Source organism: Smaragdicoccus niigatensis DSM 44881 = NBRC 103563 (assembly GCF_000380645.1).
Taxonomy (GTDB): Bacteria; Actinomycetota; Actinomycetes; order Mycobacteriales; family Mycobacteriaceae; genus Smaragdicoccus; species Smaragdicoccus niigatensis.
The window spans coordinates 276,357-299,097 of record NZ_AQXZ01000019.1 but is presented as its reverse complement, the minus strand read 5'-3'; the positions used below and the strand labels follow the sequence as shown (position 1 = coordinate 299,097).

22 protein-coding genes are annotated in these 22,741 nt (G+C 63.7%); 11 read left to right on the top strand and 11 right to left on the bottom strand.

Annotated elements, in window-relative coordinates:
- Window positions 1–87: 87 nt before the first annotated feature.
- A complete protein-coding gene (locus F600_RS0122600) occupies window positions 88–2,190 on the top strand; it encodes a bifunctional lysylphosphatidylglycerol flippase/synthetase MprF (protein WP_018162938.1) in 2,103 nt (700 codons plus the stop codon).
- 9 nt (window positions 2,191–2,199) lie between these two features.
- On the opposite strand, the gene F600_RS31340 is transcribed toward F600_RS0122600, so the two are convergent.
- Complete coding sequence (locus tag F600_RS31340) at window positions 2,200–2,964, bottom strand: hypothetical protein (protein ID WP_018162937.1); 765 nt, start codon at window positions 2,962–2,964, stop codon at window positions 2,200–2,202.
- A gap of 38 nt (window positions 2,965–3,002) precedes the next feature.
- Between F600_RS31340 and F600_RS0122590 the strand changes: the two genes are divergently transcribed.
- Both F600_RS0122590 and F600_RS0122585 read left to right on the top strand, forming a co-directional pair.
- Complete coding sequence (locus F600_RS0122590) at window positions 3,003–3,326, top strand: putative quinol monooxygenase (protein ID WP_018162936.1); 324 nt, start codon at window positions 3,003–3,005, stop codon at window positions 3,324–3,326.
- Between the two features lie 154 nt (window positions 3,327–3,480).
- The gene (locus F600_RS0122585; protein ID WP_026306856.1) at window positions 3,481–4,674 is read left to right on the top strand and encodes a serine hydrolase domain-containing protein; all 1,194 of its coding nucleotides are present in this window, start codon (window positions 3,481–3,483) and stop codon (window positions 4,672–4,674) included.
- A gap of 1 nt (window position 4,675) precedes the next feature.
- Here the strand turns inward: F600_RS0122585 and F600_RS0122580 are convergent, their stop codons facing one another.
- Together F600_RS0122580 and F600_RS0122575 are read right to left on the bottom strand one after the other, a co-directional pair.
- Window positions 4,676–5,815 carry a CDP-glycerol glycerophosphotransferase family protein gene (locus tag F600_RS0122580; protein ID WP_018162934.1) on the bottom strand — a complete coding sequence of 380 codons (1,140 nt, stop codon included), beginning with the start codon at window positions 5,813–5,815 and terminating at the stop codon, window positions 4,676–4,678.
- Between the two features lie 51 nt (window positions 5,816–5,866).
- Window positions 5,867–7,465: an FAD-dependent monooxygenase gene (locus tag F600_RS0122575; protein WP_018162933.1), complete on the bottom strand. Its 1,599-nt coding sequence runs from the start codon at window positions 7,463–7,465 to the stop codon at window positions 5,867–5,869.
- A gap of 83 nt (window positions 7,466–7,548) precedes the next feature.
- Here F600_RS0122575 and F600_RS0122570 point away from each other — a divergent pair, with 83 nt between their 5' ends.
- The 3 genes from F600_RS0122570 to F600_RS0122560 all read left to right on the top strand — a co-directional run bounded on the left by F600_RS0122570 (window position 7,549) and on the right by F600_RS0122560 (window position 9,907).
- Window positions 7,549–8,808, top strand: coding sequence for a serine hydrolase domain-containing protein (locus F600_RS0122570; RefSeq protein ID WP_018162932.1), 1,260 nt, complete (start codon window positions 7,549–7,551; stop codon window positions 8,806–8,808).
- Between the two features lie 74 nt (window positions 8,809–8,882).
- Complete coding sequence (locus F600_RS0122565) at window positions 8,883–9,143, top strand: hypothetical protein (protein ID WP_018162931.1); 261 nt, start codon at window positions 8,883–8,885, stop codon at window positions 9,141–9,143.
- Complete coding sequence (locus tag F600_RS0122560) at window positions 9,140–9,907, top strand: class I SAM-dependent methyltransferase (RefSeq protein ID WP_018162930.1); 768 nt, start codon at window positions 9,140–9,142, stop codon at window positions 9,905–9,907. Before F600_RS0122565 ends, F600_RS0122560 begins: the two co-directional genes overlap by 4 nt.
- A 43-nt stretch (window positions 9,908–9,950) precedes the next feature.
- On the opposite strand, the gene F600_RS0122555 is transcribed toward F600_RS0122560, so the two are convergent.
- The 5 genes from F600_RS0122555 to F600_RS0122535 form a co-directional block, all read right to left on the bottom strand.
- Window positions 9,951–11,201 (bottom strand): serine hydrolase domain-containing protein, encoded by a 1,251-nt coding sequence (locus F600_RS0122555; RefSeq protein WP_040632287.1) that lies wholly within the window; start codon window positions 11,199–11,201, stop codon window positions 9,951–9,953.
- 4 nt (window positions 11,202–11,205) lie between these two features.
- Window positions 11,206–12,834: a serine hydrolase gene (locus F600_RS0122550; RefSeq protein ID WP_018162928.1), complete on the bottom strand. Its 1,629-nt coding sequence runs from the start codon at window positions 12,832–12,834 to the stop codon at window positions 11,206–11,208.
- Between the two features lie 119 nt (window positions 12,835–12,953).
- Complete coding sequence (locus F600_RS0122545; protein WP_018162927.1) at window positions 12,954–14,255, bottom strand: MFS transporter; 1,302 nt, start codon at window positions 14,253–14,255, stop codon at window positions 12,954–12,956.
- The gene (locus tag F600_RS0122540) at window positions 14,252–14,701 is read right to left on the bottom strand and encodes a YybH family protein (protein WP_018162926.1); all 450 of its coding nucleotides are present in this window, start codon (window positions 14,699–14,701) and stop codon (window positions 14,252–14,254) included. Before F600_RS0122540 ends, F600_RS0122545 begins: the two co-directional genes overlap by 4 nt.
- Before the next feature lie 10 nt (window positions 14,702–14,711).
- Entirely contained in the window at window positions 14,712–16,328 is a 1,617-nt protein-coding gene (locus F600_RS0122535) for an acyl-CoA synthetase (RefSeq protein ID WP_018162925.1), read from the bottom strand.
- A 401-nt stretch (window positions 16,329–16,729) separates the two neighbouring features.
- Between F600_RS0122535 and F600_RS30785 the strand changes: the two genes are divergently transcribed.
- Both F600_RS30785 and F600_RS0122525 read left to right on the top strand, forming a co-directional pair.
- Entirely contained in the window at window positions 16,730–17,254 is a 525-nt protein-coding gene (locus tag F600_RS30785) for a VldE C-terminal domain-containing protein (RefSeq protein WP_156024774.1), read from the top strand.
- 105 nt (window positions 17,255–17,359) lie between these two features.
- Entirely contained in the window at window positions 17,360–17,725 is a 366-nt protein-coding gene (locus F600_RS0122525) for a hypothetical protein (protein ID WP_018162923.1), read from the top strand.
- Between the two features lie 23 nt (window positions 17,726–17,748).
- On the opposite strand, the gene F600_RS0122520 is transcribed toward F600_RS0122525, so the two are convergent.
- Window positions 17,749–18,777: an AraC family transcriptional regulator gene (locus F600_RS0122520; protein WP_018162922.1), complete on the bottom strand. Its 1,029-nt coding sequence runs from the start codon at window positions 18,775–18,777 to the stop codon at window positions 17,749–17,751.
- A gap of 90 nt (window positions 18,778–18,867) precedes the next feature.
- On the opposite strand from F600_RS0122520, the gene F600_RS0122515 reads away from it, so the two are divergent.
- From F600_RS0122515 to F600_RS0122500, 3 genes are all read left to right on the top strand, one after another.
- Window positions 18,868–19,713, top strand: coding sequence for an SDR family oxidoreductase (locus F600_RS0122515; protein WP_018162921.1), 846 nt, complete (start codon window positions 18,868–18,870; stop codon window positions 19,711–19,713).
- Window positions 19,714–19,809: 96 nt separating this feature from the next.
- The gene (locus F600_RS0122510) at window positions 19,810–20,661 is read left to right on the top strand and encodes a hypothetical protein (RefSeq protein ID WP_018162920.1); all 852 of its coding nucleotides are present in this window, start codon (window positions 19,810–19,812) and stop codon (window positions 20,659–20,661) included.
- 144 nt (window positions 20,662–20,805) lie between these two features.
- Window positions 20,806–21,774, top strand: coding sequence for a hypothetical protein (locus tag F600_RS0122500; protein WP_060934642.1), 969 nt, complete (start codon window positions 20,806–20,808; stop codon window positions 21,772–21,774).
- Between the two features lie 3 nt (window positions 21,775–21,777).
- Here F600_RS0122500 and F600_RS0122495 read toward each other — a convergent pair whose 3' ends face one another.
- The gene (locus tag F600_RS0122495) at window positions 21,778–22,086 is read right to left on the bottom strand and encodes an EthD family reductase (RefSeq protein ID WP_026306854.1); all 309 of its coding nucleotides are present in this window, start codon (window positions 22,084–22,086) and stop codon (window positions 21,778–21,780) included.
- Between the two features lie 28 nt (window positions 22,087–22,114).
- Entirely contained in the window at window positions 22,115–22,726 is a 612-nt protein-coding gene (locus F600_RS0122490; protein ID WP_018162916.1) for a TetR/AcrR family transcriptional regulator, read from the bottom strand.
- Window positions 22,727–22,741: the final 15 nt, after the last annotated feature.

The following is a 22,741-nucleotide window of genomic DNA, read 5'->3' as shown; positions in this document are numbered from 1 at the left end:
GGGCGCACAAGATCACGGCAATTCGGGCACGCTCGCCGTCTCGAAGGTCGACTATTGATCTATGCCCGCATGCGAAGGGCGTAACGGATGACGAGTGATTTGGCCGCCGAAGCGCCTGAGACATCTGCCCTGCGCGACAAACTCGCAGTCATCGCTAACTACGCCGGAAAGCTACCCTTCACCGCCGCCATCTGCGCGCTTGTGATCGCGGTCGGAATTGTCACCGGGTCGTTCTGGAAGGCCGTGACCGCGCGTAGTTGGTACGCCGACATTGCCTACGGAGTCCCCGCCTTCGACGAACACAAATGGTGGACGCTGCTGACCGGATCGGTGTTCGGGGCGCCGCCGTGGCGGTTCGTCATCGCCACCGTGCTGCTCATCGTGCTGGTGGCGTGGGCCGAAATTCGGCTGGGCAGTTTGCGGACCGCATTCGTGGCCGTCGGCGGCCAATTGATCGGTCAGATCGGTGCCATCCTTCTCGTCCTCGTGATGCGCGAGACCAATTGGGAGTGGGCCCATTCCCTCGCGCAGGCACGGCATGTCGGCTTCGGATCTGCGTGCGTCGCGCTGGTGGCGGCGACCTCGGCAACGCTCCGTTCGCCCTGGCGGCTTCGGGTGCGAGCGACGCTCGCGGCCTACGTTTCGGTGTGGTTCCTGTTCGTCGGATCGCTTCCCGCGCTGCAGCACCTCATCGTCGTCGTTGTCATGTTGCCGCTGAGCGAACACTTCTTCAGCGAGAACGAAACCGGCACGCAGCCGCGCACTCGGCGCGAGATCCGCATGCTCGCGTTCCTGGGCCTGGTGGTCATCGCCTTGGCCGAAGCGGTGATCCCGCTGTCTCCACAGGACGGGCCGCTCGGCCCGACCGAAGGGCAGGAATGGTCGCTCGCCGGACTCGTCGTGAAGCTCGCCGTGATCGCGCTCGTCGCAGGGCAGCTGCGCACCGGTCGCGCGTGGGCTTGGTGGGTCATTGTCGTCTTCGGCACGCTCGACGTGGTCACGACCGCCATCGTGGTGGTGACTGTCGCTGTCACCCGTGATTGGGACGGGTTCGGCGGCGTGACCGTGGGAACGGCTTTGCTGTGGGCCGTTGAACTTTCGCTCTTGATCTCGGGGCGCTGGGCGTTCCGCGTGCCCGCCCGGCGTCGACTTCGAACCGGGCTCGCCGATCCGCAGAACACCGCGCGATCACTCCTGACGACCGCGGGCGGCAGCACGATGTCGTGGTGGGTGACCTGGGAGGGGAATTCCTACCTCTTCACGAACGAGGGCCGCAGCATGATGGCCTACCAGCGGCACGCGGGCGTGGTCATCGGATTGTGCGACCCGGTCGGGCCGCCGGAATTGGCCGAGGCGACGATCGTCGAGTTCACGACCCTGGTCGAATCTCAGGGCCTGACGCCGTGCCTGTTCTCCGTCACCAAGCCGACGGCCGAGCGAGCCGAGGAGGCCGGTTGGCGTTCGATCCAGATCGCCGAGGACACGATCGTCGACCTGCCGAACCTCGCGTTCACGGGCAAGTCCTGGCAGGACGTTCGCACCGCGATCAATCGTGCGGCAAAGGAAGGCATTGAATTCCGGCTGGTCAACCTGTCGGAGGAACCGTTCTCCGTGCTGGCGCAGATCCGGGCGATCTCGGAAGCGTGGGTCGGCGACAAGGGACTGCCGGAGATGGGCTTCACTCTCGGCAGCGTCGAGGAGGCGCTCGATCCGGCGGTACGAGTGGCGATCGCGATCGACAAGACCGGAAGTGTGCACGGATTCCTGTCGTGGCTGCCGGCCCGACTCCCGGACGGTTCCGTCGGTTGGACCCTGGACCTCATGCGTCGACGGACCGACGGCTTCCGCCCGGTTGTCGAATTCCTCATTGGACAGTCGGCCCTGGCGTTCAAAGCCCAAGGCGCGGTGTTTGTTTCGCTGTCGGGTGCGCCGCTGGCCCGCAGCGACAGTGGGGAAGACGTCGCCACGATGGACCGCATGCTCGACACGCTCGGCGCGGCCATGGAACCGTTCTACGGCTTCCGCTCACTGCACGCCTTCAAGAAGAAGTTCCATCCGCGCTATGAGCCGGTGTTCATGTGCTTCCGTGATGAAGCCGATCTTCCGCGCATTGGAATCGCGCTGACGCGGGCGTACCTACCGAAGGCGTCGATCGGACAGTTCGTGAAGCTGGCGACGAGCAAGCACTGAGCCGGCTGACTACGGCCCGAACTTGCCGGCCAGCGCTTCCTGAACCTGGATCTTCCGGCGGATCATCGGCTCCCGAAGGCGATGTTCGCGCTCGATGGCTCGAGTCTGTTTCGCCGGGTGAGCCGCATAGAACTTCTTGGCCCACGGTGCGTCCGGGCGACTGACGCGAACGGCCCCGATGAAGAGCACGGGTGGGAAGAACATCCCGAGAAATCCGGTCCAGAGCTTGCCTTTCAGGATCACGACGACCACGAGCAAGAGCTGGGCCAGGAAGAAGAAGGCGGCAATCGCGACCATCACGACGCTGTGGTCCTCATGGCGGAGCGTGTCGAAGTCGGCGATGACACCGAGTGGGTGGAATCCGAGCAGGAACAGGCCGGTGAACGCGACCGCGACGAACACCGCGTCGACCGAACTCCGGCCTTCCTCGGTCCAGTAGACGTCGCGTAGGTGCAGGACCAGCGCGAACTCGTCGAGCACGAGCGCGGATCCGATTCCGAAGATCGACGCGAAGATGCACGCGGTGATCGCGCCCAGGTCGTTGGCGACGGCAATGAGTCCGAACCCGCCCGCGAACATGAATCCGAATCCGAACACCACGTGGTGAATGTGATGCCCGCCCATCGAGACATTGCCCGGCCACCACGACGCCTGGGCACGAATCATCCGGGTGCTGAATCGGATGAAGACGAACGCGAGAACGATGCTGGCCAGCAGGAAGAACGTCGGCAGGCGACCCCGGTCGATCATGTCCTGGAATATCGCGTGGACCACGGGGAAATTCTACCGTCCGTGCGATTACAGTTATTCGCGTGATATTCATCGTCGTCAAATTTCCGGTCAAGCCTGAATATGCAGACGAATGGCTCACCACGGTGGACGAGTTCACGCAGGCAACGCGGCAAGAAGACGGCAACCTCTGGTTCGAATGGTCGCGCAGCGCCGACGACCCGACGACGTATGTTCTTGTCGAGGCGTTCGCCGACGGCGCGGCTGAAGCGCATGTGACCAGCGCACACTTTCAGAAGGCGCTCAACGTTCTTCGCCCGTTGGTCCGTACGACGCCGTCCGTCGTCAGCACGATGATCGAGGGTGCCACGGGGTGGTCCCGACTGGTGGAACTCGAAGTCGACTGACCGTCGCGCAATTCTTGTGCTATCTCCGGACTAATTGTTGGCGCGCACGGAGAAAATGCGCGATCGGGCAAGATCACTCTCGCGTACCGGGGGCACCCGGTAGATTCGGTGAATCGGCCCGCGCATTTGACGTGCCTTGAAGGGACGGATTCTCATGAGCCTTTCGAACCATCGCGGCTTGCTGCGTTGCGCCTCAGTGGCATTCGCCGTCGTCATGTCTCTCGGACTCGTATCGTGCAGCTCGAGCAGCACCGACAAGGGCGGCACCGACAAGAGCACCGGTGCGCAAGCCTCCGACGGCGTCGACCTCGGTCCCGGCGGCGAGAAGGTTGTCGACATCATCGAAGCGAAGATGAAGGAACTCGACCTCACCGGTGCGGTGTACGGGGTCTGGCGCGGCGACGATGTCGTCGCGGTCGGCGGGCTGGGGGATTCGCCCGTCGGCGTTCGGGCCAACGTAGACATGCAGGTCCGCATCGGCCAGCCGATGGAGCCCATGTTGTCGACGGTGCTGCTGCAGCTCGACGGCGAGGGCGTTCTCAAGCAGGACGAACCGATCGCAAAGTACCTGCCTGATTTCCCGCGAGCCGACAAGATCACCCCGCGGATGCTCGCCGACAGCACCTCTGGAATCTCGGATTACGTGACCGATCCAGACTGGAACAAGGCGTTCTACGCGAACCCGTTCAAGGGTTTCACCGCGGACGAATTGCTCGGCTACGCCAATGCGCGCCCGCCGGTGTTCGAGCCCGGCACGAATTTCGGTTACGCGCACAGCGACCTCGTGCTGCTCGGCGAAGTGCTCCAGAAGGCCACCGGCAAGAAACTCGGTGACCTGATCCAGGAACGAATTCTCGACCCGTTGGCCATGAAGCACAGCAAGGTCATGCTGACCCCGCAGATCTTCGACCCGATCTTCCACGGCTACACGAACGAGCGGGGCGTCTTCGAGGACTCGTCGTTCTGGAACCCCACGGCATTCCTACACAGCGGGAACATGAACACGACGGTCGGTGACGTCGCGACCTGGATCCGGGCGCTCATGAGCGGCAAGGTGCTGTCGAAGGAGCAGTTCAGCGCCATGATGGAGCCGTCCACCGCCGGCATCGGCCCGTTCACGAAGTCGAAGTTCTTCGCCTACGGCGTCGTTCATGATGGCGACTGGATCTTCATGAACCCGGCGTACGGCGGCTACCACGGTGCGGTCTACTACGACACCACGAGCAAAACCCTCGTGATCGTCTACTGCAGCTTGGGACCGAAGTCGGACGCGTCGGTCGACAACGCGCTGCCCATCGGTAAGGCGATCGCGACCGAACTCGTACCCGACCGTCCGCCAACGATGTGACCTATTCGGAGCTGAGCTTGGTCTCCAGCACCTGGTAGCAACGCTCGCTGTTCTTGTCATCGGCGAATGCCAGGTAGCGGGTATCCAGGGCCGCGCGGTGTGCCGCGTGCTTCGCCGGTTCGCGGTAGTGCTCGCTGAGGCCGAGCGTCAACTCGGCGGGTGACCGGCAGATGGTGCCCAGCGCAGCAACATCGTCATCGGTGAAGCCGCGACCTGGGTGGTGCTCATCCGATGTCGAATTCTGATCGGACCAGTAGAAGAACACCGGCCGCTCGATGACGAGCATGTCCCAGGCGACCGACGAATGGTCGGTGATGAGCAGCGACGATCTCAACAGGAGGTCGGCGACCCCTTCGTTCATGCCCACGACCTCGACGTTCTCGGGAATGGCGTCGGCGAACACGGCTCGATGCTGCAGGTATTCGTGGTGAACCAGGACGGTGACGGACGCGCCCTGCCGACGCATCTCCTCGCGGAATACCGGTTCGCGCAGGATGTCCAGAAGGTCGGCGAACACGCCGGAATTCGCGAAGTCCGATGTGCTCGCGTGCCAGAGCTTCGCCCGGAACGTCAGACAGATCACCCAGTTTTCGCGGGCGAGGGGACGCACGTTTCGGACCAGGTAGTCGTAGCGCGGGAATCCGGTGACGACCACGTCAGCGTCCGGGAGGGACTGCAGCGTGACCTCGCGGCTGCGCTCGTTGCACTCGCTCCAGATGGTTGGCGCCAGCGGCTTGAACCGGGTCAGAAAAGCGAAGTAAAGATCATCCTGCTTCAGTCCGGTGCTGCCGTGGCTCAGGTTGAACTTGACCCGGTTCTCCCACAGCTTGAACAGCGGAAGTTGGAGGTGGGTCGATAGGCAGTCCCGCATGTCGCAGCTGAAGACTGCCGCTTCGGCGACGAGACAGAGACGGGTGTGTTCGAGGGAGCCAAAGGCGACGATGAAGCGCTTATCGGCGAGTTGGGCGCGCACGTGAGCCGACGTCGCGAAGTAGACGTGGTCGGTCTTCAGCTCGTCGCGACAGTAGAGAAAGAACGCGAACGAGTTGTCGCTGGCGGTCTGCCCGTTTCGTTCTCCGACGATCCACGGCCGGCGCGAACCCGGCCGGAGACCAAGCAATCGGCCTGTCAGTCGCCACATTCGGTCGAATGTAGCGAATCGGAATTATCTGGAGCTAGTGGACATCGCCGATCAACGGAAGATGCGCCGGAGGTGCTCGGTGATTCCCGCCGCGGAATCACCGCGGTAGCCCAGGTAGCCGTCGGGGCGAAGCACGAACGCCTCCGAAGGGCTCGGCGAGTACAAGCGCGCGAATTCACCTGCGGCGTCGCGCAGGACCGGAAGCGTCGTGTCGCCGACCTCGGCGTCGGGTGCTGCGACCACGTACACGTCCATCCGCCCGTGCGCCGCGGTGGTGATGAGGTCCGCGAGGCTCTCGAACGCATTCACGTCGGCGCCGTCTTCGGCATAGATCAGTGTCGTGTGATCGCGGCGGCTGAGCAGCGAGTACAGACGGACATCGGGAACCACGGACTCCCGGCGCAGGCCTGTCGAATCGGGCGCACGGGTGCCCGGCACCGGTCCTTCGCCATCCGCGAGAGTGGGGGTGACGACGGGGCTGTCCGAGTAATCGATCAACAGTTGAGCCTCTCGCCGGGCGACGTACGTCGGATCCTTTTGTCCGGCACCGATCCCTTCGCGCGCGCTGCGGACCGTGCGACCCACGACTTCCTCGCCCACCGGTCGTCGCTCTAGGTCATAACTGTCGAGCAGTCCGTCGGCGGCGATCCCGTCGACGGCGAGGGCGAGTTTCCACGCCAGGTTGTGTGCGTCCTGGATTCCGGTGTTCATGCCTTGCGCGCCCGTCGGCGGGTGGATGTGGGCCGCATCGCCGGCGATGAAGACGCGGCCCTTCGAGTACGCGTCCACGATTCGGTGACTGATCCGGAACACCGACGACCAGCGCAGATTCGACGCCGTTGTCGGTTCCGGGGCGAGGCGGTCGAGGACGTCTTGAATGTGGTGGAGTTCGGGTTTCCGTGATCCTTCGAAACCGTGCGCGATCTTGTCACCCGTTGGTGCTGACGCCAGATCGTCGGGGACGAGCATCGACATGCGATAGCGGTGTCGCCCCGGCAGCGGGATGCAGATGAGCGCGTCGTCGACCTTGCCGTCGGTCTGGTGCGTCGCGCGGATCGCGTACCCCCGGGGAAGCGACCAGTCGACCTCGACGTCACCCAGCATGTACTGCTCGGTGAAGGCTCCACCTTCGAACGTCAGGCCCAACGTCTTTCGCACAATGCTGTGTGCGCCGTCGCAGCCGATGAGATACCGCGCGCGAACGGTTTCCTCGCCGCCTTCCGAGGTCAGCGTGGCGGTCACGCCGTCGTCGTCCTGGGTGAACGCAGTCAGCTGGGTGCCTCGCTCGACCTGCCCGCCGAGTGACCGAAGATGCTCGGTGAGAATTCGCTCGGTCGCGTACTGCGGGATCGCGACGGACTCGAACGGCACATCCGAGGGCAGGGACATCTCCATTCGTCCGGTCTGTTCGCCGTTTACGTACACAAGCTGACCGATCAACGGAATGGAGCCATCGAGAATCTGGCGGGCGACGCCCATTCCTTCGAAGATCTCGATCGTGCGGGGTTGGACGCCCACCGCCTTGGCGTACTGCGGCGGTTCGAGAAGAGGATCGACAATCCGGAATCGGATTGCGCGCCTGCTCAATTCGATGGCTGCCGTGAGACCGATGGGTCCGGCGCCCGCGATGAGAACGTCGATGTCGGACATGGCGATAGCCTCCGCAACGGATTGAAGATCGAATTAGTCCTAAATGGACACCTCACAAGTGATCTTGCGCCCACACTCGTCGTATGTCCCTCAAACGACGCGGTCTTGTTCTCGCGTGCGCGCTCGCATTGGTTGCCGGATGCAATTCCAACGGTTCTTCGCCGCGCTCTGAGAGTCCCGCAGCCGGGTCGACGTTCTCCACGCAGGACAAGGCCAAGGCCGACGAAGTGATGAAGATCGTCGATGACTATATGAAGGAAGCGCACCTCAAGGCTGTGATCGTTCGTGTGACGATCGACGGCAAGGAGATCGTCACCGCTGCGCGCGGCGAATCGATGACGGGTGTCCCCGCGACCACCGATATGCACTTCCGCAATGGTGCGGTCGCGATCGCGTACATGTCGACGCTGCTGCTCAAGCTCGTCGACCAGAAGAAGATCAGCCTCGACGACAAGCTCTCAAAGTACGTACCGGACATCCCGCACGCTGACGAGGTGACGATTCACCAGCTCGCTCAGATGACGTCGGGTTATCAGGACTTCGTCATCGGCAACACGGCGTTCGGCCTCCAGGCGATTGCCAATCCGTACAAGATGTGGACCACCAAGGAGCAATTGGACCTGGCGGTCAACAAGCCGCTTTGGTACAAACCAGGCACGAACTGGGACTACGCCCACACCAACTACGTCATCCTCGGGCTCGTGCTGGAGAAGGTGACCGGCAAGTCGCTCGCGGACGCCCTCCAGACAGAGGTCCTCGACCCGCTGGATCTGAAGAACACCAAACCGAACCTGACGGCGGAGATTCCGCAGCCGGTGTTGCATGCGTTCAGCTCCGAACGTCGGGGGTTCTTCAATATCCCCGCTGACCAGCAGTTCTACGAGGAGTCGACGTACTGGAACCCGTCGTGGACGATCGCCCAGGGTGCCATTCAGACGTCGAACATCTACGACCTCGAAAAGAGTGCGGTCGCGGTCGGGACGGGCAAATTGCTGTCGCCGGAGTCGTACAAGCTGATGACGACGACCGACCTCCGCGGAAAGACGACCTCGATCCCGGGCTGCCCCAACTGCCGACCACTCAACGAGTTCCAGACCTACGGACTCGGACTGTGGATCTCGGGCGACTGGCTCTACCAGAATCCGCTGTTCTATGGCTATGCAGCGGTGAACGCCTATCTGCCGAAGCACAAGATCGCGATCGCGGTCGCGGTCACCTACGAGCCGGAAGCGTTCAATGCGGAAGGTCAATACGGGAACGGCGGAGATGCCCTGTTCCGGCTCATTGGAAAACACCTCGCACCGGACGACGCACCTCCGACGGGCACGACCGGCGGCAACTGACGCTTCCACGGGAACGTGGCGCGGGAATACTGTCGAGACTGGCCACCATTCACGCAGCGCGGGAAGGCGCAGACATGGCAACCTACCTCATCTTTCATGAGGTCGACGACGTCGATCACTGGCTCAGCTCGCCCGTACGCACACAAGAATTTTCAAAGCTCGGGGTCGCGCACCGCACATTCGTTGATCCAGGAGGCTCGAACCGGGTCGGCCTGATCCTGGAGATTCCGGACTTGGATGCTTTTGAGGCGTTCATGCAGACCGATGCGGCGGCCGAGGCGATGAAACAGGACGGGGTTCACCCGGACTCGCTCGTGCTCCTGCGCGAAGGGTGACCGACTGGGACGGTGCCGGCTACGCCCACATCAGTGGACTGCAGCGGGCCATGGCGACGGCATCGCTGGAGACGGTCAGCGTCGCCGGAGATGAACGTGTCCTCGACGTCGGGTGCGGCGACGGATATGTCACGCGGCTGATTGGCGCACGTCTGCCGAATGGATCGGTTATCGGCGTCGACCCGTCGCCGCGGATGATCGCGGCCGCGCGAGCTGCCGGTGAACAATCGAACGTCACGTTCGAGACCGGTGACGTGCTGACGATGGCATACCCGCCGCAGTTCGATCTGGTGGTGTCGTTCAATGCGCTGCACTGGGTGCGGGATCAGGTACGTGCGTACCGCAATATTGCCGCTGCGCTGAAGCCGGGCGGACGCGTGCTGGTTCAGTACGTGTGCGATGGCGACCGGCCCAGCGTGGAGGACGTGGCGATGGAGGTCGCCCGCGATTCGCGCTGGTCATCGGCGTTGTCCGGATTCGAGCCGCCGTACGTGCACATCGATCCCGACGAACTGCCTTCAATCGCTCGATCGGCCGGGCTCGAGGTCAGCGGTCAGACGGCCGTCGACCGCGAGTGGGACTTCGGCTCGCGCGAGGAGTTCACTCGCTGGTGCACCGTCGGGTTCACGGACTGGACCTCCCGGCTGCCGGAAGCGGACCGCCCCGCGTTTGTCGACGAGGTCGTCGAGCGGTACGAGGCGGTCGTCGGGAAGCCGGGTCTGTTCCGGTTCCTCCAACTGCGGGGCGAGCTTCGCGGATCCTGACGATTACCCCGCGACTCCTGCAGGCCAATCGTCAGGATCTGCGCTAGTTCCCCTGAGTCTCTGACGCCGCCGCCACCGGGGGAGCGTCATCCGGCGCAAGGAGCGCGCCGATCTTGCGGAACAGCGCATCGCCGCCGTTCTTGTAGCCGCCCTGGCTGTCGAAAGCCTCTGGTTCATAGGTGACTGCAACCGCGATCGCGACCTTGTCCTTCGGCAGGTAGGCGTCGACCGCTGCGTATCCCCAGAAGAGCGGGTTCTGGAAGATCCAGTCACCGGTGATCCAGACGCCGAGGCCGTACGTGCGGTAGTCGTTGAGCGGCACGCAGGTGAAACACCCTTCGACGGGCTTGGTCTTTCCGCGCAGGTCAGTGGTCACCATCTTTTTGTACGACTCCGGTGACAACAGCTTTCCGGTACCGATGGCGATCGCCGAAGTGTGCAGATCAGTGATGTCCGTGGTCTGGATTGCGCCGTGGTTGATGGTCCACGAGGGGTCCCAGTAGGTCGATTCTTCGTAAAGCGTCTGGTCCGGGGCAATGTTGAAGTACGCCCGTCGCTCCGAAGTGAAAGCGTGCAACACCGGCTGCGGGATCTCGGCGGTGTCACTCGACGTGGTGTTCTTCAGACCGAGTGGATCGAGCACTTTCTCCTTGAGGAGATCGGCCATCTTCTTGCCGGTCGCCTTTTCGAGCGCGAGCCCGAGCACCACGTAGTTGGTGTGGGCATAGCTGAAGTTGGTCCCGGGCTCGAACCACAAAGGCTTGTGGATCGCGAGATTCAGCTGCTCTTCCGTCGTCCACGCCTTGTACGGGTCGGCGTTGGCGATTGTGTCGAACTCGGGGTTGCCCAGCACGAAGTCGTGGACTCCGGACGTCATCTGCGCGAGTTGGCCGAGCGTGACGTTCTCGACGGTCGGCAGGTCAGGCAGGTATTTCGACACCTTGTCGTCGAGGCTGACCTTCTTCTCGTCGACGAGAACCATCAGCAGGGTGGACACGTACGAGATGGCGACGGCACCGTTCCGGAAGTGCATGTCGGTCGTGGCCGGCACACCGGTCATGGACTCGCCGAAGGCCTTCGTGATGATGTCCTTGCCGTCCACCGACACCTTGAGAAGCACCGACTTCAGGTGCGCTTGTTTCATGTAGTCGTCGACGAGCTGCGTGATCTGCGCTGCCTTGGCCGGGTCCGCGGACTCCGCCGCCGAGGTCTCTGACGACGGCGAGCCGTTGTTGGACGTGCACGCCGCCACCAAAGCGACGGCGCACCCGGCCATAACGATCTTTCGGAGCATGGCGCTATTCCTTCGTGAAGGTGCCCATACCCTCGTCGTCGTAGTACTCGAGCTTGAGGGTGTTGCCTTCGAACGTGGCCTTCGAGATCGATCCCGGCGGCGCGTTCTCAGTGTCGAGCGTGAACGTGAACGTGTCGCCGTCCCAGTGGGTGAGCTTGTGCGTCTTTTCGAGGCCCTTGCCCATCGCGAGTTCGAGACCGCCGTCCTTCTCGCGGATCGCGGCGGGACCGTAGTAGTCGTTGCCGTAAGTGCCGAGGTAGTCCGCGTTCGCCTTGGCAGCCTTGGCGTTGGCCGGAGCCTTCTGGCCGACGAGAGAGCCGACCGGCGCGAGCAGGGGCGCCATCGCTTGGCCGAGGAGGCTCAGATAGTCAAGCTTGATCGCGCCGTACTGCACGAGGTCGGTGAAGCTGTCGTTGATGGTCTCCGGGACTCCGAACGGCCAGGCGTTCGTCAGGGTGACGATGGCGACCTTGGCGGACGGGATGACCGACACGTTGGTCGCCGCACCGGACACGAACGCGCCGGAGTGGTTGAAGCCGGTCCGTCCGGTCAGCCCCGTCAGGACGTTCCAGCCGAAGCCGTAGAAACCGGCTCGGGACTCCAGGTTCTTCGGCTGCCTCGCCACGATCTGCACGGTGGCCGCCGGCTGGAAGTCCTCCGGCTTGTAGATCTGCTTGCCCTCGAACGTGCCGTCGCCGAGCACCAGCTGCAGCCACTTCGCCATGTCGTTCACCGAAGAGCTGACTCCACCCGCAGGGTCCTGCTGGTCGGGGTCACGGACGAGGCCGGGCACGAACTTGCCGTCGATCTTCTGGTGCAGGGTCGCGCGGTTCTCGCGCTTCTCGAAGTCCTTGAACCAGGAGCTCGTCGAGTTCATCCCGAGCGGCTTGTAGATGTCGTCCGCGGCGAGGTCGGCCCATTCCTTTCCGGCCTTCTTCGCGACTGCTTCCGCACCCATCGTGTATCCGAAGTTCGAGTAGGCGTACGAGATCCGGAAGGGGTTCAGCTTGTGAAGCCGTAGATGGCCGAGGACGTAGCTTCGGTCGTAGCCGAGGTCTTCGAGCTTGTCACCCGCGGCGCCGGGCAGACCGGTGCGGTGCGACAGTCCGTCGCCGACCGTGACGTGCGTCGAGACCCAGGGGTCGGCGAGTTGGAAGTCGGGCATCGAGTCGGTGACGGGCGTATCCCACGTGACGTCGCCTTTGGCGATTTCCGCGGCCACGACGGTCGACGTGACGGACTTGGATACCGACGCGACCTGGAAGACGGTGTCCGCGTCGACCTTCTGGTCCGGGTGTTCGACATTCCGAACGCCGAACCCCTTGGCGTAGACGATCTTCCCGTCGTGGACGACGGCGGTGGCGAGGCCAGGTACGCCGGACTTCTTCATCGTGTCGTTGATGAGGTCGTCGAGTTTGGCCAGTGCCTTGTCGACGCTGTCCTTGGGCAGCGGGCTGCCGGCCTCCTCCATCGGAGGCCCTTCGTTCTTCGGTGCGTCCACCGAATACCCGTCAGACGATGAGCAGCCAGCGGCGAGCGCGGCGGTCATGAGCAGGGCAATGGGCAGGGCCGATCGACGACGGCGGAGCCGGCGATATTCTGCGAGCTGGATGCCTGTGGGCAAGTTCTTCATCAGGATCTCCCTGAGTTCAAGATCGCGGCACGTTGCCGTGGCAAGCGTAAGCCGATCTTGGTGCTCCGTGTCCGAATTTCGAGATTGCCTCACAGAGGCTTCTCGAGCGAAAAGAGCCGTTAACCTTCGGCGGTCTGAGCGGGGATGAGCAGCAACAATGCCACCGTCACGGCACCCGTGGCAGCCATGAGGACGAACGCTCCTACGAACCCGCCGCTGTTCGCCGCCCACAGCACTGCCATCGGGGCAACGGCCCCGCCGAGGTGGCCGATTCCGTCCGCGATTGCGACGCTCGTCGCACGGTTGTTCGTGGGGAAGTGCTCGGCCGTGTACGCGTACATGAGCGGAACGAGGTAACCGATCGTCGCCGACGACACAAAGCCGAACACCATGACCGCGGCCGGGCTTCCGATGACGCCGATCGCCAGCAATGCCAGGGACCACACGGTCGCCGCGCCGGCGTTGAGCAGTTTGCGGTTCAGTCGGTCGCCGGTGACGGCCGCGAGCCCGGCACCCACGACGAACCCGGTTCCGGTCACGACGAGGAAGGTCAGGCTCGACGTGAGGCTGTATCCGGCGTGCTTGGTCAGCAGCGTCGGCGCCATCGTCAGCCAGCCGTAGTTGCCGACGTAGTAGATGAGCCACAGGACGGTGAATAGGACGAGGACATACTTCCGCACAGGAGTCGGGGGCACGGATACCACCGTCGGGATGGCCGGTAGTCCGGCCGACAAGCGACTCTGTGCGTGAACTTCGGCCGCAGCGACGGCCTTCTCGGCCTCGTCGAATCGTCCGTGCACGATGAGCCAGCGCGCAGATGGTGGCATGTTCCGACGCAACCACGCGACGGTCAGACCACCGGCAGCACCGACGAGGAACAGCACACGCCAACCGTCGTCGAACGCGGGGACAAGAAATCGCGCGACAACGGGCACGACCGCAAAGCCGGCGAACGCCATCACTCCGACGAGACTCGTGGCGCGACCACGCAACCGTGCCGGGGCCAGTTCGCCGACGTACGTCGTGACGACCGCGATCTCTGCACCGATGCCCATACCGGCCAGGAACCGGAATCCGACGAGCCAGGGAAGAGTGAAGCTGAAGGCCGCACCGATCGTTCCGAGCGTGAACATGCCGACGGACAGCAACAGGCTGATCCGGCGGCCGCGCAGGTCTGCCAGCCGGCTCGCGGCCAGCGATCCGACGATGTATCCGACAAGACTGCTCGTCACGGCCGTCGACGCGGCCGACGTCGAGATGTGGAACTGGTCGGTGATGACCGGCAGCGCCAACCCGATCGTCACGATGTCGAAGTAGGCGAAGAAATACCCCGCGCCGATGATCACCAACAGGCGGGTGCCGTACGGCCAGATCGGTATTCGATCAAGGCGGGCGATCAGCGAGTCGCCGCGCGTGTTCATGGCATTCCGAACGCGTGTGAGATGCGGATCTTCCAGGAACCGTCGGGCTGGCGCGCGAAGACGTCGAGGCCGTTCTCGGTCGTCTTCTCGATGACCGAACCCTTTGGGTCGCGGATTTCGAGACGCCAGATCAGACGCACGGCAGCGAGGTCGTGGTCGACGAGGATCTCATGGATCTCCGGCGGCGCGTAGGTGTAGGAGTTCGCTCCGCTGAAGACTCGACGGAATTGGGCGCACGTGGCGTCGTAGTTGCGGTCGGCGCTGTCCGGGTAGATGACGACGGTGTCCGGCGCGAAGAGCCCGCACACCTCGTCGATCTTCTTTGCTGCGAAGTCGTTCGGCCATTGGTCGAGCACCTGCCGGATCGCGGCTTGGTCATCAACCGGGGCTTGCGAGCTACACGCGGCCGTCAGCGCTAACACGAGGACGACCCAAGCGGCGCGCACGCTTTGAAGTCTATTTCCGGTTTGCCGCAATCAGACGCAGTTCTCGCTTGAGAACCTTGCCGGTGGGGTTACGAGGCAGGAGATCGACGAACACGACGTCCCGCGGGACCTTGAAGCGAGCGAGGTGAGCGCGGACGTAGTCGCGGACGTCATCCTCCGAGAGGGACGCACCCGCGCGCCGCACGATGAAAGTGCACAACCGCTGGCCGTACTTCTCGTCATCGATGCCGATCGCGCTGACCTCGAGTACCGCCGGGTGTGCCGCGAGCAGTTCCTCCACCTCGCCGGGGAAGACGTTCTCACCACCACTGATGATCATGTCGTCGTCCCGGCCGTCGACGAACAGCCGGCCCGACGAGTCGAAGTGGCCGACATCGCCCGAGGACATGAGGCCCGCGATGCGCTGTTTGTCACCACCGCCGGTGTAGCCCTCGAACTGCAGGTCATTGCCGACGAAGATGCGTCCGGTCGTTCCGGTGGGTACGTCGGCGCCGTTCTCGTCGAAGATCTTGACGGCGGCGCCGTGCACGGGTTGTCCGACGCAACCGGGTTCGACGGCCAGATCGTCCGGGGTGGCGATCGTCGCGTACGCAACCTCCGTCGAGCCATAGAGGTTGTAGATGACGGGCCCGAACACCTTGGTGACGCGCAGGCACAGCGGAGCACCGAGTTGGGAGCCGGCGACGAAGATGATGCGCAGTTTCGTTTGCTGCCGCTCGTCGGGCAAGGCATCGACGAGGCGCTGCAGCATGACCGGAACTGCGACCATCGCGGTCGCGCCATGCGTGCGCAGACTCGTCATCACGGCTTGCGGGTCGAAACGGCGTCGGATGACGAGCGTCGAGCCAAAGCCGATGGCGATCAGCGCGTGGGCGAACCCCAATGTGTGGAACAGGGGCGCCGGACATTCGGTGATTTCCGCGGTCTTGAACGGAACCTTGCTGAGGATCGCACCGATGGGGGAGAGTGACCGTGGCTCTGGGCGCGCTGCGCCCTTCGGCGTCCCGGTCGTCCCGCTGGTGAGCAGGACGATCTTGGCTTTCTGACGCGGCGTCCGCGGCGACTTCGTCGAGTTGGTCGCGATGAGGCTGTCGAGGGTGTTGGGGCCAGGGTTCGACGTCCAGGCAAGGTACGCACCGCATCGCGGGTTCGCCTCAGCGAGCAGGGGTGCGTACTCCTCGTCGTAGACGATGACATCCGCGCCCTCGCGCGCGAGAACCTCGCGAAGCTGCGGGCCGGCGAAGTCGGTGTTCAGTAGTACGATCCGCGCACCGCATTTCGCGGCGGCGAACACCGAGTAGTGGAAACCGCGGTGATTGCGCACCAGAATCGCGATGCTCTGACCCGACCGAAGCCCCTTGGCGCGCCAGGCGTTGGCGAGCGCATTCGTGCTCTTGTCCAGCTCCTTGAACGTGACGGAACCGAGCTCGTCGATGAGAGCCGGGCGGTCGGGGTAGCGAGCGGCAGCGATCGGGGCGAGTCCGCCGACGCCGCCGAATTTCTGGAAGGCCAGGCCGATCGCGGCGAGGCGGTGCGGTGGGATCGGCTTGAGTAGACCGGCCCGAGCGCACAACATCACGTAGTACAGCTCATCGACTGATCGCTTCGTTGCTTCAGCGAGCTTCATGCCCTCCACAATGGCACTCCGACGGCTGGGCCGAGGCTCCGACCCGGGCTTTGTGTCTCTGAATCGCATTTCGCAAGCCATTGACTTGATATGGCGATTCGAATGCAAAGTTAACTGAATGCAATTATCACAATCTCAGGAACCGCGTGCGGACTGTGAGCGAGGCCTCAATTTACCCCGTCGAGCAATCCGCCAAACGTGACGGATGTCGCACTTTACTTCGCCACACTGGTTGAGGTATGGGTGCATAACCCCAGGTGGGAATGTCTAAAGTTTGTCAAGTATGCGAAAGTTTATTGTTTAGAGATATTTGCTTTGAATATTCAGCGTCCTTTAAGTTGATTCTCGTAATTGACCAGAAAGGACAGGCTCACGATATGTACCGGCTCCCCCTCAAAAGGATGCAGGGACAGGTTGCGCTAGCCCTGGGTATTCTCCTGGCCACCACGAACTCGGCGGCTGCTCAGCCGGCCGCAGTCCCGCATGCACGTGTCGCAGCGTCCATCGGCTTCGTGACGGTTGCACCTCCGAAGTTCCCGCTGCCCAAGGCTGCACCCCTCCCGATCGCACCGCCGCCGCCCGTCTGCCAGTACGGCCCGGGTGACGAGCTCGGCATCACGCCGACCACTCAGCACGGCTACTTGGCTCTCTGCGTTCTCTTCCCGCAGGTCACCGCTTTCGGTGGTTTCCGTGCGGGCGACCAGGACCACGGCACTGGTACCGCCATCGACTGCATGATCAGCGATGAGGTTGCCGGTGAGGCTCTGGCGGAGTTCATCCTCGCTCACGGCGCGGAGTTCAACGTCAAGTACGTCATCTACAAGCAGCGCATTCGCTACCCCGGTGGCGACTGGCAGCCCATGGAAGACCGTGGATCGCCGACCGCGAACCACATGGACCACGTCCACGTGAGCTTCAACGAATAACTGAATCTCGATTTACCAGAGCGGGCTCGCTGCGGTTGCAGCGGGCCTGCTCCTCTTTGGGGACCTCGGCCTAGCTGAAGATCCCATCAGATTGGACAGCAACAAATGAACGTATGGACGAAGGTCGTGGCTGCGGCCGCGTTGTCGATCGGGCTCACGGGCTGCGGAATCAACGGCAAACCTGTTCCCTCTGCTCTCGGCGTTTACGTGACCGCCATGGAACGGGAAATCGGACTGGGTGAGCTTCATTCTGAACAGACGATGATCGATACGGCGAACACGACCTGCGGGTTTGCGCCCAAGATGACCAGGCGAGCGTACTTCGATGCGTTTGTCGAAGGGTTCGGCGGCAGTTTCGCAAAGAGCGGGATCATCCTGCGTTCCGGTGGTGCCGAGCGGATGGTGCTCGCGCAGCTGGACTACGCGTGTCCGTCGGAAGGTGCACGGATTCGGAACCTGATCGCCGCCTGACACTGTGTGTCGGGGGACTGTTCTCACCGTCTAGTGGTGTGTGTCGACGAACGGGCGAAGGCCCCCGGCGTCGTGCCGTTCCAGCTCCGGAATGCGTCGGTGAATGCCGGGGCGCCCGAGTAGCCGAGGCGATGTGCGACGTCGGAAACGGTCAGTCCGGACGCCAAGAGCTCCTCGGCGAGAAGCCGTGCGGTTTCCCCTACGATCTCCCGATACGACGTGCCCTCATCGGCGAGCCGGCGCCGAAGAGTTCGAACGCTGAGATTCAGCGACCGGGCGACCTCGTCCTGGTCCGTCGTGAAGCGTCGCGTGCGCAGGAGTTCGTGCCGGACTGCGCCGGCGATCCCGAGCCGTTCGCGTCGCCGGTTGAGCAGCTGAGCCGCCTGCGCGGTGAACGCCGCCGCGACCGCGGGGTTCGCCTGGGGCATCGGCAGGTCGACAAGCGTATTGGGAATGACGAGTTCGTCGCGGGGGGAGCCGAATCGGGGCGTCACGCCAAGTAGTTCGGGGTACAGGTGCGCATGCGGCGGCGCCTGCCGGGTCACCGAGAGGTCCGTGAACGGAATCGCGTCGGGCAGATACGCGCGCGCGAGGTTCACCAGGATTCCCCAGTCGCGCTCGGTGTTGAACACACGGATCTCCGCAGGAACGTCGTGGTCGTCGAAGACGAGAGCAACCGAATCTGCGCGACTCTCGACGGTGATGCGGGAGAACGAGTAGCTCAACTCGGGGTAGGCCGCGATGATTGTGAGGGCGTCACGGACGGTCGGGCTGGTGGTCAGGGCGAAGCCCCACAGACCGTGAGTCGCGATCTGGTACTTGAGGCCAGCGCGGAGCCCCAACCCGGGTACCTGACCGAGGGCGGTGACGAGGTTCTTCGCCAACTCGATCTCTTGAGCCGCGGAAATCTCGTTGACGGGGTCGCTCAATAGCTCTGCCGTGATCCCCGTGCCGGTGAGGAGCTGGTCGGCGGCGACGCCGTATTCGCGGCCGAGTTCGATCAATACCGCCGCGCTGGCCGCTGATCGGGTCAGTTCCCACCGGCGGTCCACCGGTTCACGGTAGCCAAGCTGGCCGAAATTCGTAATGCGGTGGCCGATCCTTTCTATCGGCGATTGCGTCGTGCTTGGTCTGATCGAAGGATGGGAAACTCACACAATCTCTTCGGCAAGGTTGTTGCCATCACCGGCGGCGCACGCGGAATCGGTCGCGCCACCGCTGAGGCGTTCATTGTGGCGGGCGCGAAGGTCGCCATCGGCGATGTCGACACCGATCTCGTCGAGAAGACCGCCAAGGAAATCGGCGCGCTCGGGCTGCCGCTCGACGTCACGTCGCGCGATTCCTTCGAGAGTTTTGTCGAGGAAGCCGAGCTTCAGCTCGGCAAGCTCGACGTACTCGTCAACAATGCCGGAATCATGCCGACCGGCGCGTTCCTCGACGAATCGGATGCGGTGTCGGACCGTCAAATCGACATCAACATCCGCGGTGTGGTCCTCGGCTCGAAGATCGGTGGCAAGCTCTTCGCTGCCCGCGGGCACGGCCACTTGGTGAACATCGCCTCGGTCGCCGGAATTGCCGCAACGCCGGGTGTCGCGGTGTACTGCGCGACCAAGCACGCCGTCGTCGGACTGGGTTCGGCTCTCAACCAGGAGCTCGCTCCGCACGGAGTCAAGGTCACGACGATCTGTCCGCCGTTCACTCGGACCGAGCTCATCTCGGGCCTCAATGCGAACAAGTTCATCCAGAACGTCGGCATGCTCGACCCCGAAGACATCGCCAATGCGATCGTGTCGGACGTGGCGTCCGGCAATGGCGGTCAGCACGTACTGCCGTGGGCGAGCTTCGCGCTGCTGAAGACGATTTCGCTGCTCCCGGAGGCGACCCAGTACCGCATATCGGCGATCCTGGGTCTGAAGAAGGCGATTCCGCTGAGCGACACCGCAGGTCGCGCGGCGTACCTCGAGCGCATTCGAGGCGGCCTGAAGTAGACCGCGAGCGGAGAATCGGACGAGCCGGAATCGCTTCGGCTGCGATGCCATAACGACCACGAGAATTTTCGCAAGTGCGCCGTAGGGTGTCGGCGTATGGCACTGGTTCGATTGCACCGGCCTTTCGTCAGCCGGATTGTCTGGTTCTCCGTCTTAGCGTTCTTTGCGGCAGCGTGCAGCGGCACTGCGGATACCGCCGGCAACAAGCAGCTTCCGGCAGCCGCCGAGCAGATCATGACGGCCGCCGTCGACACCATGTTCACGTGGAACCCGACGGTCGATCCGGGTCCGGGTGCGGCATTCAGCCGTGCCGCGCCGTTCCTATCGGACAAAGCCAACGCCGCAGTTCAGAAGGTTTCGATGGACACCGTGGCGGACTGGGCGAAGTGGAAGAAGGCCGGCGACAAGATCACCGCTGATGTCCACGTGGGCACCGACCGCCTGGACGCATCGTCGGAGGACACCGACAGCTCATTCACGCGCCCGGTCAAGGTATTTCAGAACGTGTTGGCCCCGGATGGCAGTACCACGGACACGTTTACCTTCACGCTCGGAAAGGTCGTCGTCAAGCTGACCGAAGCGCAGTGGCGCGTCGACTCGATCTCGGGCATTGAGGATGCGGGCGGTGGACTGACACCGCCCACGACCAGCCGTTCGGCTTCGGTCACTACTTCGCCGCCCGCCGCCAAGCCACCCGCCGCGGAGCAAATGGCACCGGCTCCGGTCACACCGGTTCCCGTCACGACGGTTCCGTCCACAACAGTTCCGCTGCAGGATTCCTGCGCAACGCCGGGGGCCTGTTGGGCGAAGTTGTCGGAAAGCTCCTGTGCAACGCCTGGGGGATGTGCGACGACGCCGTTCAACCCGAGTGATTGCAACGGGGGCACATTGTGCATCGGCGGCGCCGTCGCATCAACCACCAGAAGTCAGACGTCCTCGGGCGGGTAGACAGCCGAGGCCACGACGATCTGTCCAGCACGCGCTGCATGGGCAAGCTCGCGAGCGGAGAATCGGACGAACCGGAAATCGCTTCGCCCCAATGCCGTAACGTCCACAACGATCTTGGACGGCGCACCCCGAAGGCGGTGGCGTATGGCACTGGTTCGTTCCCCTGGAAAGCTCGTTAGTGGGCTCGTCTGGTTCTCGGTCTTGGCGTTTTTCGCCGCGGCCTGCAGCGGCACGCCCGACACCTCCGGCAACAAGCCACTGCCGGCGGCCGCCGAGCAGGTCATGACCTCCGCGATCGACACGATGTTCACCTGGAACCCGACGGTCGATCCGGGGCCGGGAGCGGCTTTCACCCGTGCTGCGCCGTTCCTGTCAGACCGGGCCATCGCCGCAAACCAAGCCGTAGCGCAGGACACCGTGGCCGGCTGGGTGAAGTGGAAGAAAGACGCCGACAAGATCACCGCGGACGTCTACGTCGGCACGGACCGCCCGGACGCCGCGCCGGCGGACACGGACAACTCGTTCACTCGTCCGGTCAAAGTGGTGCAGAACGTGGTGGGCCCGGACGGCGGGACCATCGAAACGTTCACCTTCACTCTCGAACAGGTCGTCGTGACGCTGACCGGCGCCAAGTGGCTTGTCGATTCGATCTCGAACATCGACCGTGCGGGCGGCGGTTTGTGCCCGGCAGGGGAGATCGAGACGTCGGGTTCGTGCCAGCCCGAAACGACGACAACTGCACCGCCGACCACGACCAACAAGCCGATTCCGGTCACCACGATTCCGCCGGCACCGGTTCCGATCACGACAGTTCCGCCGCCTCCGCCGTGCATGCCGGGTGATCCCGCATGTTCACCGCCGAATCCGTGCGCGGCGCCGGGCAGTTGTCAGCCGACGACCACCTGTACGCCTGGGGATCCCTCGTGCTCGCCCCCGAACCCCTGCGCAGCGCCGGGTAGCTGTCAGCCACCACCGTGCATGCCTGGCGATCCCGCATGCTCGCCGCCGAATCCGTGCGCTGAACCCGGCAGCTGTGAGACCACGCCCTACAACCCGAACAATTGCGCCGAGGGGATGCTGTGCATCAGCGACCCCGTTTACGCGGTTCGGTAGGAGTCAGACGTCTTCCGGCTCGTAGATCATGCTCTGCACGGCACTCCACTGCGCGAGTGTTTCGACGTCTGCCGCCGTCGCTCGACCGTCTGGCGAGGCGAAGTCGCGCCGCAGTGACTCCATGTCGTCCCACTCGAGCTCGGCGACCAAATAGAACTGGGCCTCTCCGCGCACCGGGCGGACATTCCGGCTCACCGCGTAGCGGCGAAGCCCGGGCAGACCTTTGGCCAGCGGGATATGGACGTCGCGGTAGTGCTGTTCGAACGCATCGACATCGGTCGGCTGTTGGTACATGACGAGAAATCTGACCACGCAGCCATCGTAGGTGCGCGGGACCCTGCTACTCGCCGCGATTGTGTAGCAGCGCGCGGAGCGTCGTCGACAGCATCGCGTAGGCCTGTTCTCGGGAGATCGATTTGCGCTCGATCCACTCCCGAGCAACGGCCTTGACCAGCGACCCGAAGCACACGACGGCAATGTGCGCTTGCTGTCTCTGCGCGGCGGTACCCGTGTATCCGACAGCATCGAGAACGAGATCGGCAGTGCGGTGGTCGGCGTCGTCGATGACCTTCTGGACTTCGGGGTCGGCGCCGACGCCCTCAGCGCCCGTGATCCGGACCCACGTCACGCCGTAGCCCTCGATGACGGTCAACAGCCACTCGACCGCCAGGTCGACGCGCTCGTCCAGCGAACCGCGGGCCGGGATCGCGAACTCCTCGGCACGGGGCGGCGTGACCATCAGGCGCACGACCTTCAGGTACAGCTCGCGTTTGGTGCCGCAGTAGTGATTCACGAGCGCGCGGGCGACGCCTGCCTCGTTCGCGATCTCGGCGATCGAGACGTCGCCGTACGGACGTTCGCCGAACAGTCGTATGGCGGCGGCCATGATTTCGTTTCGGCGGGCATCCGGTCCCAGGCGGCGCCAACGCGGTTCTTGTTCGACCTCGGTCATCAGCGCCTCCCTTCG